The sequence below is a fragment of the Ornithinimicrobium carbonis genome, assembly GCF_977012275.1.
In genome coordinates this window covers 1,391,085-1,408,296 of record NZ_OZ348993.1, presented here as the reverse complement: position 1 = coordinate 1,408,296, position 17,212 = coordinate 1,391,085, and the positions used below count along the sequence as shown (strand labels likewise).

The window sequence follows — 17,212 nt, the reverse complement described above, 5'->3', positions numbered from 1 at the left end:
AAGGTCCACCATGTCCGTCCACCTGGCTGCTGCCCCGTTCACCGGTCTCGGCGTCGCCCTGGCGACCCCGTTCACCACCGGCACCGACGCGGTCGGGGCGGGGCGAAAGCCGGAGGTGGACCACCCGGCGTACGCGCGGCTGCTCGACCACGTGCTCGCCGACGGCCGGGGCGTCGACTTCCTCGTCGTGCTCGGCTCGACCGGTGAGGCCGCGACGGTGACCGACGCCGAGCGGCACGCCCTCGTGCGGCAGGCGGTCCAGCACGTCGGCTCCGCGCGACGTCAGGGTCGGCTGGGGCGGCGCGTCCCGGTCGTCGTGGGCGTCGGGCACAACGACACCGAGCGCACCTGCGAGCTGGCCGCCGAGGCCGTGGCCGCAGGGGCGGACGGGCTGCTGGTCGTCACGCCGTACTACAACAAGCCGCAGGTCAGCGGTCTGGTCGCGCACTTCCGGGCCGTCGCACAGGCGGCGCCGGGCGTGCCGATCGTCGCGTACAACGTGCCCGGCCGCACCGGCACGAACCTCACCCCCGAGGCGATGCGGCGGATCTGGGAGGTCGACGAGGTGGTCGCCGTCAAGGAGTCCTCCGGCGACCTGCGGCAGATCGCGCGGATCTGCCAGGAAGCGCCCGCGGGGCGGGTCGTGCTCGCGGGCGACGACGACCTCGCGCTGGCCTCGATCGCCGTCGGTGCGCAGGGGCTGGTGTCGGTGTGCGGCAACGTCGCCCCGGTCGAGACCGCGCAGCTCGTGCGGGCGGCGCGGTGCGGGGATCTGGAGGGTGCGCGGGCGGCGTTCGCGTCGTTGGCGCCGCTGATGGAGGCGATGTTCGTCGAGACCAACCCGGTGCCGGTCAAGGCCGCGCTCGCATGCCTCGGGCTGGGGACGGCGATGGTGCGGCTGCCGCTGTCACCGGCCGAGCCGGGGACCTGGTCGCAGGTGCAGACCGCGCTCGCCGGGGTCGTCGCCGCCCGCCGGGCCGCCCGGACGGATCCGCCGGCGCGGGAGAGCCTGGGCGGACGGGTGGCGTCGTGACGGTGGAGACGCAGGAGCAGACGGAGAGGAACGACGTGGACGAGGTGGAGGTGCCGGGCCAGGCGCAGGCGGGTGAGCGGCAGGTGCCGGGCCAGGCGCAGGCGCCGGGTGCGTCGCAGGTGCCCGGCCAGGCGCAGGCGCCGGGTGGCGAGCGCCCGGTCGAGACGCCCGAGCAGGTCGAGCAGCTCCTCGCCGACCTCGAGGCCGGGACGGTCCGGGCGGCGACCCGCGACGCGGACGGTCGGTGGTCGGCGCACGCCTGGGTCAAGGAGGGCATCCTCACGGCCTTCCGGCTCAGCGACACCGTCGAGATGGAGTGGCCCGGCGGTGCGGTCGACAGGTCGCTCGTGCCCGCGCGCACCTTCGGGGCGGTCGACGGCATCCGCGTCGTGCCGGGCGGGACCTCGGTGCGCCGTGGTGCTCACGTGGCGCGTGGGGTCGTCGTCATGCCCCCGAGCTATGTCAACGTCGGCGCGTACGTCGGTGCCGGGACGATGGTCGACAGCCACGTGCTCGTCGGCTCCTGCGCGCAGGTCGGCGAGCGCGTCCACCTCTCGGCGGCCGTCCAGCTGGGCGGCGTGCTCGAGCCGGTCGGCGCCCGCCCGGTGGTCGTGGAGGACGACGTCTTCGTGGGGGCCCAGTGCGGTCTCTACGAGGGGGTGGTCGTCCGCTCGCGCGCCGTCCTCGCGCCGGGGGTCGTGCTGACGGCCGGGACGACGGTGTACGACCTGGTCGAGGAGCGCGAGTGGCAGGGTGAGGTGCCCGAAGGCGCGGTCGTGGTGCCCGGGTCCCGCCCGGCCCGCGGCGACTACGCCGACGTGCTGGGGCTCTCGCTCTACGCTCCGGTGATCGTCAAGTACCGCGACGCCGGGACCGACGCCGCCACGGTGCTCGAAGGGACGCTGCGGTGAGCGTCGCCCAGGCCCTCCTCCGGGGGGTCGCTCCGGTGAGCGTCGTCCAGCCTCTCCTCCGGGGGACGCTCCGGTGAGCGTCGCCGCACGGGTGGGCGGGCTGGCCGTCTCGCCCATCCGACGCATGGCCGTGGGCGCTCCCGAGGGCACCGTCAGCCTGGCCCTCGGCGAGCCCGGCTGGCCGATGCCGGCCCCCGCCCGCCGGTCCCTCGCGCACCAGGGCCGGGCAGACGGGCCGCTCCCCTACGGCCCCAACTCCGCCTCCCCCGAACTGGTCGCGGCGGTGGCGGGGCAGCACGGCATACCCCTCGCGTCGGAGCAGGTCATGGTGACTTCCGGCAGCCAGGCGGCGCTGTTCGCGCTGTTCCACGCGCACGTCGAGGCGGGCAGCGCGGTGCTGGTGCCGGACCCGGGCTTCGTCGCGTACCGCTCGCTCGCGCAGCTCTGCCAGGCGCACCCCGTGGGGTATGCCGTGGGGCCCGGGGGCGCGCTCGACGCCGACCTTCTCGAGGAGGCGCTGGTCGGGGCGCTGCGGGGCGCGGCTGGACGAGGTGCGCCTGGACGGGGCAGGGCTGCACGAGGTGGGGCTGCACGCGTCGGGGCTGGACGGGGGGACGCGACCGACGGGCCCCGGCCCGTGTCGATGGTCGTCCTCAACCACCCGGCGAACCCGACCGGCGGGCTGGCCGACGCCGATGCCCTGCGACGGGTCGCCGAGGTGTGCGCGCGGCACGGAGTGCTGCTGGTGAGCGACGAGGTGTACCGCGAGCTCTGGCTGGGCGAGCGACCCGCCGGGCTGCACGAGGCCGCCGGGCTGGAGGCGGGGGTGGTGCTGGGGTCGGTGAGCAAGGCGTACGGAGCGCCCGGCCTGCGCGTCGGGTGGGCGGTCGGTCCGGCCGAGGCGCTGGCCCCCGCGCGGATCGTGCACAACGCGATGACGACCGCGCCGGCCAGGCCGTCGCAGGACGCGGCGACCGCGCTGCTGACGTCGGCGGGCGAGGTGCTCCCGGCCGCGCGGCGGGAGGTCACCCGGCGGTGGGAGGTGCTCGCCGAGGTCGCGCCCGAGCTGCTGGCGCTGGCGGACGAGGCGGCGGGCAGGGCGACGACGCCCGTCACGCCGCGCGCCGGCTTCTACCTCTGGCTCCCCCTCCCCGCCGGGACCGACCCGGTGGACACGACCGCCTTCGCGCTGCGGGTCCGCGACGAGGCCCTGGTGACGACGGTGCCGGGCGACGCGTTCGGGCCGGCCGGTGCCGGCTACCTGCGGGTCAGCCTCGGCGGCCCGGTCGAGGAGCTCGTGGAGGGCCTGGTGCGCCTGGCGCCCTGGTGGGAAGGATGATCTTGGCACCCTCGACGACCGACCTGTTCACCTTCGGGGCCGAGCGGCTGCTCGACCTAACGGCCGACCGCGCCGGCCCGTTCTTCGCCTACGACCTGGGCGTCGCGCGCGAGCGGTTCGCGCGGCTGCGGGCCGCGCTCCCGGAGCGGGTACGCCTCGCCTACGCCGTGAAGTCCAACCCGGGCCTGCCGCTGCTGGAGACGTTCTCGGCCGCCGGCGCGTGGTTCGACTGCGCGAGCGCCGGCGAGGTCTCGGCCGTGCTCGCGGCCGGGGGCACGGGCCGGCGGATGGTCTTCGCCGGGCCGGCCAAGTCCGAGCGTGACCTCCACGCGGCGCTCTTCGCCGGCGCCCGCGTCCAGGTGGACGGGATCGAGGACGTGGCGCGGCTGCATACCCTCCACACCGGCGACGACCCCCTCGAGGTGAGCGTGCGGGTGAACCCGGCCTCGGGTGTGTCGGAGGTCGCGACCATCATCGGTGGCGGCGGGCCGAGCGCGTTCGGTGTCGACGAGGAGGAGGTGGCGGAGTTCGTCGCGGCGGCGCGGGCGTACGACCGGGTGCGCATCACCGGCCTGCAGGTGTTCGCGGCGAGCAACGAGCTCGACGCCGGGCGGCTGCTGGCCAACCACCGGACCGCGCTGCGCATCGGTCGGGATCTGGCCGGGCTGCTCGGGCGCGGGCTGGACCTGATCGACCTCGGTGGCGGCCTGGGGGTCAGGTATGCCGCCGGCGAGGCGAGCCTGGACGTGCGCGCCCTGGGTGCGGGGCTGGGGCGGGTGCTCGCGGAGCACCCGTGGTTCACCGGTGAGCTGCTGCTCGAGCCGGGCCGGTGGCTGTCGGCGCCGACGGGGGTCTACTGCGCCCGCGTGGTGCGGACGAAGGTCTCGCGCGGGCAGCGCTTCGTCATGCTCGAGGGCGGGATCAACCACCTGCTGCGACCGCTGCTGACCGGGCAGTCGTTCCCGACCCTGGCGCTGCGGCCGGGGGTGGGGGTGCTGTCGCAGGACCTCGTCCCGACCACGCTCGCCGGACCGCTGTGCACCTCGCTCGACCGGGTCGGCACGGGTGACCTGCCCGAGGACCTGTGTCCGGGCGACGTCGTGGTGTTCGGCCAGGCCGGCGCCTACGCCTTCACGCAGGCGATGAGCCACTTCCTGTCGCACCCGGAACCGGAGCAGGTCTGGCTGGGCTGAGCGGCCGCTCAGCGCCGCCGCGCGACCAGGACTGCCGCGCCATCAGCGCCGGCGCAGGACTGCCGCGCCATCAGCACCGGCGCAGGAGCAGCACCGCCTGGTCCTCCGCCTCCCTCCCCTCCGGGGCACGCACCATCCGGACCACCTCCTGGCACCCTGCCCGATCCAGGAGGTGGGCCATCGCGTCCGCCGTGCGCCGGTAGCGCTCCAGCACCACGGCGTGTCCGTGCCGGCCGTAGGACCCGGCCAGGTCCACGACGCCCTCCCCGGACTGGAACGCGACGAGCAGGTGGCCGCCCGGCCGCAGCACCCGGACGAGCTCGACCAGGACGCCGGGCAGCTCGTCGTCGGGGGTGTGGATCGTCGAGTACCACGCCATCACCCCCGCGAACCGGTCGTCCTCGAAGGGAAGCTCGGCGAGTGAGGCCACCGACAGATCGAGGTCGGGGTGGGTGCGCCGCCCAGCGGCCACCAGCCGGGGTGAGAGGTCCACACCCCTGACCCGGCATCCCCGGTCTGTCAGGTGCCGCGCGATCCGCCCGGCCCCGCAGCCGGCGTCGAGGAGCTCCCCCACGTCCCGCACCCGTTCGACGAAGACGTCGAGAACGGCCAGGTCCAGGGTCGTCTCCGCCCGGGTGTCCGGCAGCAGGCGCGCGTAGTCGTCCGCCACCAGGTCGTAGGCGGTCTGCACCGTGACCTCGGACTGCGCCATCACCCCACCTTCCCGCAGACCCTTCCTTCCGCGCAGACCTCGCCTACACGGCGCCCCGACGATCGAGCGTGAGGACCAGCCCGAGGGCCCGGTCCACGGACTCCTGGTCCGCGAGCCCGAGGTGACCGACCAGCGGACCGAGCCGCCCCACGTCCAGCGTCCTCAGCTGCTCCACGAGCACGCACGTCCGCTCCCGGCCAGGATGTGGAAGAAGGATTCGACCACCACCGGGCGCCGGCCCCCTCCCCGTGGCACCGTGGAGGGGTGGCGCGCGAGCGGCATACCCCAGACGAGGACGCGTCCCCAGAGGCGGGACCGACGCCCGAGGAGGCTCTGCGCACCTATCGGAGGATGCGGGACTTCGGGAGGACGCCGGAGCCGAGCGGGGGGACCCCCGACGACCGCTCGGATCACGGCGACCGGACCGGTGACGACGAGCGACCAGGCACCGGCGACCGACCGCAGCCCGACAGACCGAGCCCCGACCCCGTCTTCGTCGTCCAGCGGCACCGGGCGACCCGCAGGCACTACGACGTCCGGCTCGAGGTCGACGGGGTGCTCGCGAGCTGGGCTGTGCCGAAGGGACCCTCGCTGGACCCCGAGGTGCGGCGGCTGGCGATCCACGTGGAGGACCACCCGATGGAGTACCTCCACTTCGAGGGCGTCATCCCGGCCGGGGAGTACGGCGGGGGCGACGTCATCGTCTGGGACACCGGCACCTGGGACTCGCACGACGAGGACCCGGCCGCGGCGATCCGCGCGGGGACGCTGCACGTGCGGCTGCACGGGGAAAGGCTGCGGGGCGAGTTCATGCTCGTGCGGACCGGCCGGCAGGAGGGGGACAAGGAGCAGTGGCTGCTTTTCCACAAGCACGACGAGCACGTCGAGGAGGGGTGGGACGCCGAGGACTTCCCCCGCTCGGTGCTCAGCGGGCGCACCAACGAGGAGGTGCGGGCGGACCCGGAGCGGGTATGGCGCAGCGACCTGCCCGCGGAGCGTGCCTCGCTGCAGGTCGGTGGGAGGGAGATCGACGGGGTGGGGGACGACGAGCTGGCGGCGCTGGACGAGCTCGGCGGGTCGGGGAGCTGGGTTGTATTCGGCCGGACGCTGCGGGTGACGAACCTCGACAAGAACCTCTTCCCCGCACGAGAGGGTGAGGAGCCCGTCACGAAGCGCGACCTGATCAGGTATGCCGCGCAGGTCGCCCCGGTCTCCTTGCCCTACCTCGCGGGACGGGCGCTCAACCTGCACCGCTTCCCGGACGGCGCGGACAGCAAGGGCTTCTGGCACAAGGAGCTGCCCGGCCACGCCCCCGACTGGCTGCCGCGGTGGGACAACCCGGAGGCCGGCCCTGGGGAGACGAGGACGTACCTGGTCGTGGATGAGGCCGCGGCGCTCGTCTGGGCGGCGAACTTCGGTGCGCTGGAGTGGCATCCGTGGACCTCGCCGACGGAGGCGCCGGACCGTCCGAGCTACGTGATGTTCGACATCGACCCGGGTGAGCAGACGACCTGGGAGCAGACGCTGGAGATCGCCCGGCTGCACCGGACCGCCCTGGACCACATGGGGATCCGGGGGTATCCGAAGGTGACCGGTCGGAGGGGGTTCCAGGTGTGGGTGCCTATCCGACGGGGCCCGAGCTTCGCGGACACACGGGCGTGGGCGGAGAAGGTGTCCAGGAGCATCGGGGCCGTCGTGCCGGAGCTGGTCAGCTGGAGCTGGTCGGTCAAGGAGCGGGGCGGGCTGGCACGGTTGGACTACACGCAGAACGCGGTGAACAAGACGCTGGTGGCGCCGTACAGCCCGAGGCCGGCGGCGGGCGCGCCGGTGTCGGCGCCGATCTCCTGGGACGAGCTGGAGGATCCTGAGCTGCGGCCGGACAGGTGGACGGTGCGGACGATCGTGGAGCGGCTGGCCGAGCGTGGGGATCTGTTCCGGAGCGTGTTGCAGGCGGGCCAGAGGCTGCCACGGGTGAGGTAGGGCGTCGCGCGCGGCAGGCGCGGTCACAGGGGCTAGACGCGGCGACACAGGGCAAGCGCAGCGGCGGGGTAGGCGCGGCGCGGGGTAGGCGCAGCGGCGGGGTCGGCGCAGCGAGGCTGAGGCACGGCGAGGCTGCTGCTGTCCACATCCGCAGGTGGAGCCTCCCCTTCATCCACAGCCCGCTTCGCTCAGTCAGGTATGTCGTACAGGTGTCCTAATATGGTCACATCGTCGGAAGGAGCGGCGGTAAGGCGCATGAGGGGGGACCGTCCTGGCGGTCCTGGTTCGGACAGAGGGGAGGGACGATGAGGCCACCGCTGGAGCTGCCGCGGCAGGAGGGGCCCGGTGAGTCCCCGCTGGAGCGGGAGCTGGAACACCTTCTCTCCTTCGCCCCAGGACCCAGGCTGGCCGGGCAGGTCGTGCGCGTGGAGGTGGGCGCACCGCACAGCGGACCGGGCTACGCAGGCCTTCTCTCCCCGGGGGACAGCGACGGTCCTTCCGGCACCGCCACCGACTCCCCCACCACCTCCACGGTCCCCACCAGCCCGTCCTCGGACACCCCGACCATCGAGGAGCCCACCGCTTCAGGGTCTGGTGATCCGGTGGAGGTGCGGTTGCGGGAGGTGTTGTCCGAGATGGGTCTGGATGCGGGGTCGGTGGCGTTGTTGTCCTCGGCGGCCACGACCCTGGCCGCGGTCCGCACCGGCCGGTCGCTGGCGCAGATCGCCCCCTCGACCACGACCCGAGCCAACCGCCCCGCCGTCGGCGCCGGCGACCCCGAGGGGAGGGGTGAGAGGGTCGATGAGGAGGAGCGCTGCACGAATGCCGACGCCGATGCCGACGCCGGCGTCCGCGGGCACGGGGCCGGCCCCGGTGCCCCCGGTGAGGGGGGTGAGACCGGGGTGGGTGTCCCCGACGCCGGGGCGGCCCGCCGCGCCGGGCAGGGCGTGCTGGACCGGATCGAGGACCTTCTGGACCTGGGCGCCCGCCTGGACGGGGCGCTGCTGGCCGCGACCGGGCAGCTGGCCACGGCCAACGCCGCCCTGCTGCTGGCGGCCAAGGGCGCCACCGACCCGGCCGAGCTGTCTCCCACCGCCCGGGAGCGGTGGGCCGCCCGGTCCCGCTCGGCCACCGCGCACGAACTGTCCGCAGCGTCCGGGTGGGGCATCGGCGAGGCCCGCGACCTGGTCGCCGTGGCCACCGCCCCGGCAGCCATCACCGGCCCCGTCCTGGACGCGCTGGGCACCGGGAGCGTCCCGTGGCGCCTGGTGCGCCGCGCCTGGCGCACCGCCCACGCCGCGGGGCTGGACGTGGCCGCCACCGCCCACCTGGCCCAGGTGATGTTCGGCACCGACCCCGACCGGGTCGCCGTCGAGCGCCTCACCCCCACCGGGACCGTGTCCACCCTGCCCTGGGGCCACCGGGCCTACCACCACGCCCTGGACCGTGAGACCGCCAAGCTCACCCGCGGCGAGGCCCCCGCCGCCCGGGCCGCCCGGGCCGGTGCCCGCGCCGCCCGTGACGCCACCGCCCGCATCGACGACGACGGCACCGCCACGGTGAGCATCACCGCGACCCCCACCCAGGCCAGCGCCCTGATCGACCGGCTGCACGCCGCCGCCCGCGCCGCCCGCCGCCACGGCGACACCCGCACCCTGGCCCAGCTGCGCGCCGACACCGCCACCGCCCTGCTGCTGCACGGCACCCTGCCCCTGCCCGACACCCCCACCGACCCCGACCAGATCACCGTCGAGCACATCAGCGCCCTGGCCGCGATCCTGGAAGGCCTGCCCGCCGCCACCCTCAACGTCATCACCCCCTGGCACCTCCTGCCCGGCACCAAAGACACCGGCACCGGCAGCACCCCCGGCACCGGCACCGGCACCGGCACCGGCACCGGCAGCGGGCACGAGCACCCCCACCGGTGCACGACCACCCCCTGCCCCGCCGCGTCACCACCGCCCCGCCCCGCCGCACCACCTGGAAGGAGCGCAACGACCATTCCGGCCGCGCCGTCCGGGACGATCCCGCCGCAGAAGCCTGGGGCGTCCGCAGCACCCGGAACGACGGACCGGACCCCGGACCCGTCAGAACTTTCCACCCCTTCAGCCGGCCCGCCCGGGACGGACCCACCCGGCGATGGGCAGGAGATGCTGCTGGCGGTGGCGCAGGCGAGCGGCACCACTCCCGCGTTCCTGAACGCCACCGACATCGCCGGCCTGGTCCTGACCCCGGGCACCACCCTGCACCGGCTCGTGATCGACCCCCTGGACGGGCGGTGCGTGGAACGCTCCACCACCGCCTACCAGCCCGACGCGCACATGCGCGCCCAGGCCACCGCCGCCGACGGGACCTGCCGCGCCCCCGGCTGCACCCGACCGGCGATCTACACCCAGCTGGACCACGTCCACGAGCACGCCACCGGCGGGGCGACCACCCTGTGCAACCTGCAATGCCTGTGCACCACCCACCACGACCTCAAGACCGCCCGCCACTGGCACGCCACCATAGACGCCCACCGCAACCTCACCTGGCAGACCCTGCTAGGACGCATCTACGCCACCCGGGTCCGCGACCACCGCGCCTACACCACCCTCCTGAACACCGCCATCGCCACCGTCCACCACGCCGCAGCCACCGCAGCCACCGCGACCGGCCAGGACCCCCGCACCGCCCGGGCCGAAGCCATCGACCACGCCATCTACACCGCCCTGTGCCACCGCGCACCCACCGACCCCCTCCCCACCGCCGAGGAAGACCTCACCCCCTACGACAACCCCTACCACCGACCCCACCACGACGGCGGCCGCGCCGGCCATCGTCGCGACGAGCACGGCGAGCCCAGCGGCGACACCGACCAGGTCTTCACCGCCGACGCCGCCACCACCCTCACCCACACCGACCCCGACGGTCGACGCCGCTGGGGACCCCCGCCGACCGAGCCGGACCAGACCACCACCCCCTGCGACGCCCCGACCGTCGGCAGCGGTGGAGGTACGCCGATCAACCCGCTCGCCCCGACCGGACCGACCCAGCCCCCCGCGCCGTGCACCTCGACCCGACCGGGTCACGCCGCCGACGACGGCGATGACGCTCACGGCGACCGCGACGACACCCACGGCGACCACGGCGACGCCAACGGCAACACCCCCTGGGGCAAGCGCACCTACGGCACCCCACCCTTCTGACCGTCCTCGTCCCCTATGGGAACGCGCGCCCCGCAAGCAGCCTTCTCGGACCGATCGTTGCAAGCTGGGCGGGTAGCCTCCCCCCGGTGAGCATCTCCCTCCGTCGCCTCGACCCCACCGGCGCCGACCACGAGGACCTGGTGGCCTTCATGACCGACAACGAGTTCCCCTTCCACGTCGTCCCTCGCCCCACTCGGGCGCAGGTGGAGTCCTGGGTCGGAGAAGGCGCCTACCGGGACGAGGACAACGACTCCTTCTGGGTCGAGCACGACGAACTGGGGCGGGTCGGCTTCTTCCGCCTGGAGGATCTGTCGGACGACGCGCCACTCTTCGACCTCCGGCTCGCGCTGGACTTTCGTGGGCGTGGGTTGTCCCGGGAGATATTGAGGGCAGCCACGGACCATGTCTTCCGGACGATGCCCCAGGTCAATCGATTCGAGGGACAGACCCGCGAGGACAACCTCCCGATGCGGCGGACGTTCCTTCGCTGCGGTTTCCTCAAGGAGGCCCACTACCGGGAAGGCTGGCCCGTCGATGGCGCCGACCCGGTCGCCTCCGTCGCTTACGGCATCCTGCGTCGCGACTGGGAGACGGGCACCGTGTCGACCTTCGTATGGGAGGACCTCGCGTAGGAGCGCCGGCTCTTTACCCATCGACGGTACCGTGCCACCGTGGAGCGATGGCCCCCGACGAGACCGCTCCCGAGCCGGTCCAGGGCGACGAGGCCGAGGTGCTCCTCGACATCCTCGACCGTCACCGGGCTGCCCTCCGTCACAAGTGCGCCGACCTCGACTACCCCCAGCTCAACCAGCGGCTGCCCCCGTCGACGATGACCCTGGCCGGGCTGCTCAAGCACCTGGCCTACGTGGAGTCCAGCTTCTTCTCCGAAGACCTGCTCGGCGGGCCCCTGCTCGAGCCCTTCGACACCGTCGACTGGTCCGCTGACCCCGACTGGGAGTGGCACTCCGCCGCCCAGGACTCCCCGCGCCAGTTGCTCACGCTGTATGACGCAGCCGTCACCCAGTCCCGGAGGATCACCGAGGACCTGCTGGACACGCCCGAGGGCCTGGACACCCTCGCGGTGCGACCCACCTACCTGGGTGTGCCGGCGAAGATGCGCTGGATCCTGGTGCACATGATCGAGGAGTACGCCCAGCACAACGGCCACGCGGACCTCCTCCGCGAGTCCATCGACGGCCGCACGGGATGAGCTGACAGCCGAGCAGTCCTGTCAACCCACCCGGTCGTCGACCGCGACGTCTCCCTCGGAGTCCTTCGCGCAGTGGGCGCAGCAGTAGAACCGCCCGTCCACCTCGGTGCCGTGCCCGATGACCTTGCAGCCGCAGTGCTCACACACCGGCGCCATCCGGTGCACCGCACACTCGAAGCTGTCGAACACATGCCGCTGGCCGGCAGCGATCACCTCGAAGCTCTTGTCGTAGTCGTTGCCGCAGACCTCGCAGACCGCCATGGTCCTCCGTCCTCTCCCGGGCCGGTCGGGTCGGCCCGACACCCTCGACCGTAGGGGTCGGGGCCGGACCGTGCCACTCCTGCCCGGGGAGCGGCTCCGGGCCACCGCAGAGACGTCGCTCCATGGCCACGGACAGGTGAGACCCGGCAGGGTGCAGGTGCCCCCTCACGTGCTCCACTCGTCGAACACCAACCACGTCCGCGTCGCCCGCACCCCCGGCACCGCCTGGATCTGCTCGAGCACCACGTCCCGCAGCTCGTGGTTGTCGTGCGCCCGCACCTCGACCAACATGTCGAACTCCGCCCCGACCAGCGCCACCTTCTCCACCCCCGGCAGCTGCTCGAGCACCCCCAGCACCTCGCGCCAGGACCCCTGCTCGATCGAGACGGACACGTAGGCCGACGTCATCAGCCCCAGCCGCACCGGGTCCACCCGCACCGTGAACCCGGTGATCACACCGTCCCGCTGCAGCCGCTCCAGCCGGGCGTAGGCGTTGGCCCGCGAGATGTGCACCTGCTCGGCCAGAGCTCGCACCGACATCCGCCCGTCCGACCGCAGCGCTGTCACGATCGCCCGGTCCGTGTCGTCCACCCCCACCGCCCCCGCGGCCACCCGTCTCCCCGACCCGGACGTGTCCGGGGTCACACTGGACGATCTGTCATCGCTCATCTACACACTATGCCAGACGTCTCGACTCATCCCCAGGATGCCGGGGCCACGACCCCCGTGCGAGACGATGGACGTCACGATCGTCTTGCCGACCACCACCCGTGAGGACTCAACGATGAGCGAGATCGACGACCTGCTCCCCTGCCGCGAGCCGGTCCGCTTCCTGTCCCCCGACGGGACCGAGGCCGCACCCACGCAGGAGATGACCGACCGCGGCTACGCCATACCTCCGCTGGAGGACCTGGTGAAGGTCTGGCGCGCGATGGTGGTCGGCCGCCGCTTCGACGCCCAGGCCACGGCGCTGACCAAGCAGGGGCGCCTGGCGGTCTACCCCTCCTCCCGCGGCCAGGACGCCTGCCAGGTCGCGCCGGTGCTGGCGCTGCAGGAGGACGACTGGTTCTTCCCCACCTACCGCGACTCGATGGCCCTGGTCACCCGCGGCATCGACCCGGTCGAGGTGCTTACCCTCCTGCGCGGCGACTGGCACTGCGGCTACGACCCCCAGGCCACCCGCACGGCCCCCCAGTGCACCCCCCTGGCGACCCAGGCCGTCCACGCGGCCGGCACCGCGGACGGCCTGCGCCGCAGGGGATCCGACGCCGTCGCCCTGTGCTTCATCGGCGACGGGGCCACCTCCGAGGGCGACTTCCACGAAGGCCTCAACTTCGCCGGCGTCTTCAAGGCCCCGGTCGTCTACCTCGTGCAGAACAACAAGTACGCCATCTCCGTGCCCCTCGCCAAGCAGACCAAGGCACCTGCGCTGTCCTACAAGGGGATCGGGTATGGCGTGCGCGCCGAGCAGGTGGACGGGAACGACCCGGCCGCCGTCCTCGCGGTGACCCGCAAGGCCTACGAGCACGCCCGCTCGGGGCAGGGCCCCTTCCTCATCGAGGCGCACACCTACCGGATGGAGGCGCACACCAACGCCGACGACGCCACCCGCTACCGCACGCCCGACGAGGTGGACGGGTGGACCGGGCAGGACCCGCTCGTGCGTCTGCAGGCCTACCTCGTCGCGCAGGGCGCCGTCGACGACGCCCGCGTCGAGGAGGTGCGCCAGGAGGCCGAGGAGCTCGCCGCCGACCTGCGCGAGCGGATGAACGCCGACCCTCAGGTCGACCCGGCCGACCTGTTCGCCCACGTCTACGCCGAGCCCACCCCCCAGCTGCGCGAGCAGGCGGAGATGGTCGCGGCCGAGCGCGAGGCCAGCCGGCCCGAGACCGAGGAGGTGGCCCGATGAGCCGACCCACCACATACGCCCAGGCCCTCAACACCGCCCTGCGGGACGCGCTGACCGAGGACGAGAACGTCCTGGTCTTCGGCGAGGACGTCGGGGCGCTCGGGGGCGTGTTCCGCATCACCGACGGCCTGACCAGGGACTTCGGCGAGGACCGGTGCTTCGACACCCCCCTGGCCGAGGCCGGCATCGCGGGGTTCGCGGTCGGACTGGCGATGCAGGGCTTCCGGCCGGTGATCGAGATGCAGTTCGACGCCTTCGGCTACCCGGCGTTCGAGCAGGTCGTCTCGCACATCGCCAAGATGCGCAACCGCACCCGCGGGCGGCTCACGATGCCGATCGTCATCCGGGTGCCCTACGCCGGCGGCATCGGCGGGGTAGAGCACCACTGCGACTCCTCCGAGGGCTACTACGTCCACACCCCAGGCCTCCACGTCGTCACCCCGTCGACCCCCGCCGACGCCTACAGCCTGCTGCGCGAGTCGATCGCCTCCGACGACCCGGTCGTCTTCATGGAGCCCAAGTCGCTCTACTGGTCCAAGGCCGAGGTCGAGCTGCCCACCACCACCGAGCCGATCGGCCGGGCCGCCGTGCGCCGCGAGGGGTCGGACGTCACCGTCATCACCTACGGCCCGCAGGTGCCCAACGCCCTGCGCGCCGCCGAGGTCGCCGCCGCCGAGGAGGACTGGGACCTCGAGGTCGTCGACCTGCGCACCCTCGTCCCGTTCGACGACGCGACGGTGATGGCGTCCGTGCGCAAGACCGGTCGCGCCGTCGTCCTCGCCGAGGCGCAGGGCTTCGCCGGCATGGGTGCGGAGATCGCCGCGCGGGTCCAGGAACGCTGCTTCCACTCCCTCGCCGCGCCGGTGCTGCGGGTCAGCGGCCTCGACATCCCCTACCCGCCGCCGATCCTGGAGCACTCGCACCTGCCGGGGGTCGACCGGATCCTCGACACGGTCGCGCGGCTGCAGTGGGACGACGAACCCGACCTCAGGTATGCCGTGCCGCCCGCCTCGGGCGGGGCGTCACCCAGCGCGGGCACGGTGCCGTCCGGCCCGGGCGCGGACCGGGAGGTGTCTGCGTGAGCGGGGGTTTCGTCTTCCGGCTGCCCGACCTGGGTGAGGGCCTGACCGAGGCCGAGGTCGTCGAGTGGCACGTCGCCGTCGGTGACGAGGTCTCCATCGACCAGGATGTCGTCACGGTCGAGACCGCCAAGGCGTCCGTCGACGTGCCGTGCCCGTACGCCGGCACGGTGGCCGAGCTGCACGTCCAGGCCGGCACGGTGCTGGCCGTCGGTCAGCCGCTCATCACCGTGGGCGAGGTCTCGGCAGCGGCCGAGCCGGTGCCGGCGGCCGAGGAGGGCTCTGGAGCGCAGGGGGGCGGGGCGTCGAACGGCGGGGCGTCGAAGGGCGGGGTGTCGAACGGCAGGGCGTCGAACGGCGGGGCGTCGAACGGCAGGGCGTCGAACGGCAGGGCGTCGAACGGCGCAGCTTCGAACAGCAGGGCGTCGAAGGGCGGGGCGTCGACCAACGGCGCCGGCGGTTCCGAGGCGGACCACGCCGTGGAGCAGTACCGCACCGAGGAGCGTGCCGGGGCGAGCGTGTCGGTCGGGAGCGGCTCCGCTCAGTCCGAGGACGGGGGGCCTGAGCGGCCGCTCATCGGCTACGGCGCGGGCGAGGCCCCCGAGCGGCGACGGCGGGGCGGTCGTCGACGCGGCGGTCGGAGCTCCTCCGTCCCGGAGATGGGCACGTCCGACGGGAGCGGCCCCGCTCAGGAGCAGCGGGCGCGGACGACGTCGGCCCCCTCGGAGGGCAGTCAGAGGGAGACGACGGCAGCCTCCTCCGACAGCCGGCAGGCCGTCCGTGTCATCTCGCCGCTGGTCCGCCGGTTGGCCGCCGAGTGGGGCATCGACGTGCGGACCGTGAAGCCTGGCCCGACCGGCGTGGTCCGACGCGCCGACCTCGAGGCGGCGCGGGACGCCCGAGGTCCTCAGGACGTGCGCACCGGTGGCCGCTCCGGCGGCGGCGCGGCTGCGGATGTGGCCGCCACGGACGGGACCGGCGGCGGCACCACGGCATACCCCTCCTCCCCCCGGACCCGCGAGGACGTGCGCGTGCCGATCCAGGGCGTGCACCGGCTCATGGTCGACCGCCTGACCACCTCCCGGCGCGAGATCCCCGACGCCACCACCTGGGTCGACGTGGACGCCACCCGGCTGATGCGGCTCAAGGACACCCTGCGCGAGGCGCGGCCCGACGCCCGGATCGGCGTGCTGCCGCTGCTGGCGCGGATCGTCGTCGCCGGGCTGGCGCGGCACCCTGAGCTGAACGCCTCGGTCGACGTCGAGGCCGGAGAGATCCTCCGGCACGGACGGGTGAACCTCGGCTTCGCCGCCCAGTCCCCCCGCGGCCTCGTCGTCCCCGTCGTGCACGGCGCGGACGCGATGAGCACCACCGAGCTGGCCTCCGCGCTGAGGGAGCTGACCGCCTCGGCCCGCGAGGGGACGCTGTCGCCGGCGCAGATGAGCGGCGGGACGTTCACGCTCAACAACTACGGCGTGTACGGCGTGGACGGCTCGACCCCGATCATCAACCACCCCGAGGCCGGCATGCTCGGCGTCGGCCGGATCGTGGAGAAACCGTGGGCGCACAGGGGGAAGGTGAGGCTGCGGCAGGTGACCCAGCTGTCGTTCACGTTCGACCACCGGGTGTGCGACGGGGGGACGGCCGGGGGCTTCCTGCGGTACGTCGCCGACGGCGTCGAACGGCCGGGCACCCTGCTGGCCGACCTGTGAGCGAGGGTGAGGTCGGGGGACACGTCGGGACGGAGGCGGACGCCAGGGACCACGGCCGGACGGAGGCCGACGCCGACGCCGGGGATCACGGTCGGACGGACGCCGTCGCCGAGGGTCTCCGCCGCACGGAGGACCACGACGCCGAGCACCGCCGCCACCTCCTGCGCGCCGTCGAGCTGGCCCGCGAAGGGTCCGACCGCGGTGACGGCGGCCCCTTCGGCGCGGTCGTCGTCGTGGACGGCCGGGTCGTCGCCGAGGCCTGGAACGAGGTCGTGGCGACCGACGACCCGACGGCCCACGCGGAGATGGTCGCCGTCCGGCGGGCGTGCGCGGCGCTCGGAAGCTTCCAGCTGACCGGCGCCCACGTGTACGCCTCCTGCGAGCCGTGCCCCATGTGCCTGGGGGCCCTCTACTGGGCCCGCCCGGCGCAGGTCCACTTCGCCGCCACCCACGAGGACGCGGCGGCCGTGGGCTTCGACGACTCGCTCATCTACGAGGAGCTCGGCAGGCCGGCCGAGGAGCGCCGGCTCCCCCTGCACCGGCTCGACGTCCCGGAGGCCGCCGAGGTCATGCGGCGGTGGTCGGAAGGACCAGGGCGCACGACCTACTAAGCCGGGCGGACTACTGAGCCGGGCGGACCTCGGGACCGCGAGCGACGGCATACCCCTGGGTCCCTCCGGTGGGC

16 protein-coding genes are annotated in these 17,212 nt (G+C 73.9%); 12 read left to right on the top strand and 4 right to left on the bottom strand.

Going from position 1 to position 17,212, the window contains the following annotated elements:
- Nucleotides 1-10 precede the first annotated feature (10 nt).
- The 4 genes from dapA to ACWHYA_RS06255 all read left to right on the top strand — a co-directional run bounded on the left by dapA (nt 11) and on the right by ACWHYA_RS06255 (nt 4,476).
- Nucleotides 11-1,033 (top strand): 4-hydroxy-tetrahydrodipicolinate synthase, encoded by a 1,023-nt coding sequence (dapA, locus tag ACWHYA_RS06270; protein ID WP_425942233.1) that lies wholly within the window; start codon nt 11-13, stop codon nt 1,031-1,033.
- The gene (locus ACWHYA_RS06265) at nt 1,030-1,944 is read left to right on the top strand and encodes a 2,3,4,5-tetrahydropyridine-2,6-dicarboxylate N-succinyltransferase (protein ID WP_425942235.1); all 915 of its coding nucleotides are present in this window, start codon (nt 1,030-1,032) and stop codon (nt 1,942-1,944) included. Before dapA ends, ACWHYA_RS06265 begins: the two co-directional genes overlap by 4 nt.
- Before the next feature lie 73 nt (nt 1,945-2,017).
- Nucleotides 2,018-3,283 (top strand): pyridoxal phosphate-dependent aminotransferase, encoded by a 1,266-nt coding sequence (locus ACWHYA_RS06260; RefSeq protein WP_425942237.1) that lies wholly within the window; start codon nt 2,018-2,020, stop codon nt 3,281-3,283.
- A complete protein-coding gene (locus ACWHYA_RS06255; protein WP_425942239.1) occupies nt 3,280-4,476 on the top strand; it encodes a hypothetical protein in 1,197 nt (398 codons plus the stop codon). The genes ACWHYA_RS06260 and ACWHYA_RS06255 overlap by 4 nt, the downstream gene beginning before the upstream one ends.
- Nucleotides 4,477-4,546: 70 nt before the next feature.
- On the opposite strand, the gene ACWHYA_RS06250 is transcribed toward ACWHYA_RS06255, so the two are convergent.
- On the bottom strand, nt 4,547-5,188 hold the full coding sequence (locus ACWHYA_RS06250; protein WP_425942241.1) for a class I SAM-dependent methyltransferase: 642 nt from the start codon (nt 5,186-5,188) through the stop codon (nt 4,547-4,549).
- Nucleotides 5,189-5,231: 43 nt separating this feature from the next.
- On the bottom strand, nt 5,232-5,363 hold the full coding sequence (locus tag ACWHYA_RS06245; protein WP_425942243.1) for a hypothetical protein: 132 nt from the start codon (nt 5,361-5,363) through the stop codon (nt 5,232-5,234).
- 176 nt (nt 5,364-5,539) lie between these two features.
- Between ACWHYA_RS06245 and ligD the strand changes: the two genes are divergently transcribed.
- From ligD to ACWHYA_RS06225, 4 genes are all read left to right on the top strand, one after another.
- Complete coding sequence (gene ligD / locus ACWHYA_RS06240) at nt 5,540-7,168, top strand: non-homologous end-joining DNA ligase (RefSeq protein ID WP_425942245.1); 1,629 nt, start codon at nt 5,540-5,542, stop codon at nt 7,166-7,168.
- 305 nt (nt 7,169-7,473) lie between these two features.
- Nucleotides 7,474-10,356 carry an HNH endonuclease signature motif containing protein gene (locus tag ACWHYA_RS06235; protein WP_425942247.1) on the top strand — a complete coding sequence of 961 codons (2,883 nt, stop codon included), beginning with the start codon at nt 7,474-7,476 and terminating at the stop codon, nt 10,354-10,356.
- Nucleotides 10,357-10,442: 86 nt separating this feature from the next.
- Complete coding sequence (locus tag ACWHYA_RS06230) at nt 10,443-10,988, top strand: GNAT family N-acetyltransferase (RefSeq protein WP_425942249.1); 546 nt, start codon at nt 10,443-10,445, stop codon at nt 10,986-10,988.
- A 47-nt stretch (nt 10,989-11,035) separates the two neighbouring features.
- Complete coding sequence (locus ACWHYA_RS06225; protein ID WP_425942251.1) at nt 11,036-11,566, top strand: DinB family protein; 531 nt, start codon at nt 11,036-11,038, stop codon at nt 11,564-11,566.
- Between the two features lie 21 nt (nt 11,567-11,587).
- On the opposite strand, the gene ACWHYA_RS06220 is transcribed toward ACWHYA_RS06225, so the two are convergent.
- Together ACWHYA_RS06220 and ACWHYA_RS06215 are read right to left on the bottom strand one after the other, a co-directional pair.
- A complete protein-coding gene (locus ACWHYA_RS06220) occupies nt 11,588-11,827 on the bottom strand; it encodes a hypothetical protein (RefSeq protein ID WP_425942253.1) in 240 nt (79 codons plus the stop codon).
- Nucleotides 11,828-11,992: 165 nt separating this feature from the next.
- Nucleotides 11,993-12,496 (bottom strand): Lrp/AsnC family transcriptional regulator, encoded by a 504-nt coding sequence (locus ACWHYA_RS06215; RefSeq protein WP_425942255.1) that lies wholly within the window; start codon nt 12,494-12,496, stop codon nt 11,993-11,995.
- Between the two features lie 115 nt (nt 12,497-12,611).
- Between ACWHYA_RS06215 and pdhA the strand changes: the two genes are divergently transcribed.
- Genes pdhA through ACWHYA_RS06195 form a run of 4 tightly spaced genes read left to right on the top strand, consistent with a single transcriptional unit; the run spans nt 12,612 to nt 17,138 of the window.
- Entirely contained in the window at nt 12,612-13,736 is a 1,125-nt protein-coding gene (gene pdhA / locus ACWHYA_RS06210; RefSeq protein ID WP_425942257.1) for a pyruvate dehydrogenase (acetyl-transferring) E1 component subunit alpha, read from the top strand.
- The gene (locus ACWHYA_RS06205; RefSeq protein ID WP_425942259.1) at nt 13,733-14,818 is read left to right on the top strand and encodes an alpha-ketoacid dehydrogenase subunit beta; all 1,086 of its coding nucleotides are present in this window, start codon (nt 13,733-13,735) and stop codon (nt 14,816-14,818) included. The genes pdhA and ACWHYA_RS06205 overlap by 4 nt, the downstream gene beginning before the upstream one ends.
- On the top strand, nt 14,815-16,527 hold the full coding sequence (locus ACWHYA_RS06200) for a dihydrolipoamide acetyltransferase family protein (RefSeq protein ID WP_425942261.1): 1,713 nt from the start codon (nt 14,815-14,817) through the stop codon (nt 16,525-16,527). Before ACWHYA_RS06205 ends, ACWHYA_RS06200 begins: the two co-directional genes overlap by 4 nt.
- A complete protein-coding gene (locus ACWHYA_RS06195) occupies nt 16,524-17,138 on the top strand; it encodes a nucleoside deaminase (RefSeq protein WP_425942263.1) in 615 nt (204 codons plus the stop codon). The genes ACWHYA_RS06200 and ACWHYA_RS06195 overlap by 4 nt, the downstream gene beginning before the upstream one ends.
- The last annotated feature ends 74 nt before the right edge of the window (nt 17,139-17,212 follow it).

Coding starts and splice junctions, on each gene's coding strand:
- dapA (WP_425942233.1), top strand. CDS start 11: ATGTCCGTCCACCTGGCTGCTGCCCCGTTCACCGGTCTCGGCGTCGCC.
- ACWHYA_RS06255 (WP_425942239.1), top strand. CDS start 3,280: ATGATCTTGGCACCCTCGACGACCGACCTGTTCACCTTCGGGGCCGAG.
- ACWHYA_RS06250 (WP_425942241.1), bottom strand. CDS start 5,188: ATGGCGCAGTCCGAGGTCACGGTGCAGACCGCCTACGACCTGGTGGCG.
- ligD (WP_425942245.1), top strand. CDS start 5,540: ATGCGGGACTTCGGGAGGACGCCGGAGCCGAGCGGGGGGACCCCCGAC.
- ACWHYA_RS06235 (WP_425942247.1), top strand. CDS start 7,474: ATGAGGCCACCGCTGGAGCTGCCGCGGCAGGAGGGGCCCGGTGAGTCC.
- ACWHYA_RS06225 (WP_425942251.1), top strand. CDS start 11,036: ATGGCCCCCGACGAGACCGCTCCCGAGCCGGTCCAGGGCGACGAGGCC.
- ACWHYA_RS06220 (WP_425942253.1), bottom strand. CDS start 11,827: ATGGCGGTCTGCGAGGTCTGCGGCAACGACTACGACAAGAGCTTCGAG.
- ACWHYA_RS06215 (WP_425942255.1), bottom strand. CDS start 12,496: ATGAGCGATGACAGATCGTCCAGTGTGACCCCGGACACGTCCGGGTCG.
- pdhA (WP_425942257.1), top strand. CDS start 12,612: ATGAGCGAGATCGACGACCTGCTCCCCTGCCGCGAGCCGGTCCGCTTC.
- ACWHYA_RS06205 (WP_425942259.1), top strand. CDS start 13,733: ATGAGCCGACCCACCACATACGCCCAGGCCCTCAACACCGCCCTGCGG.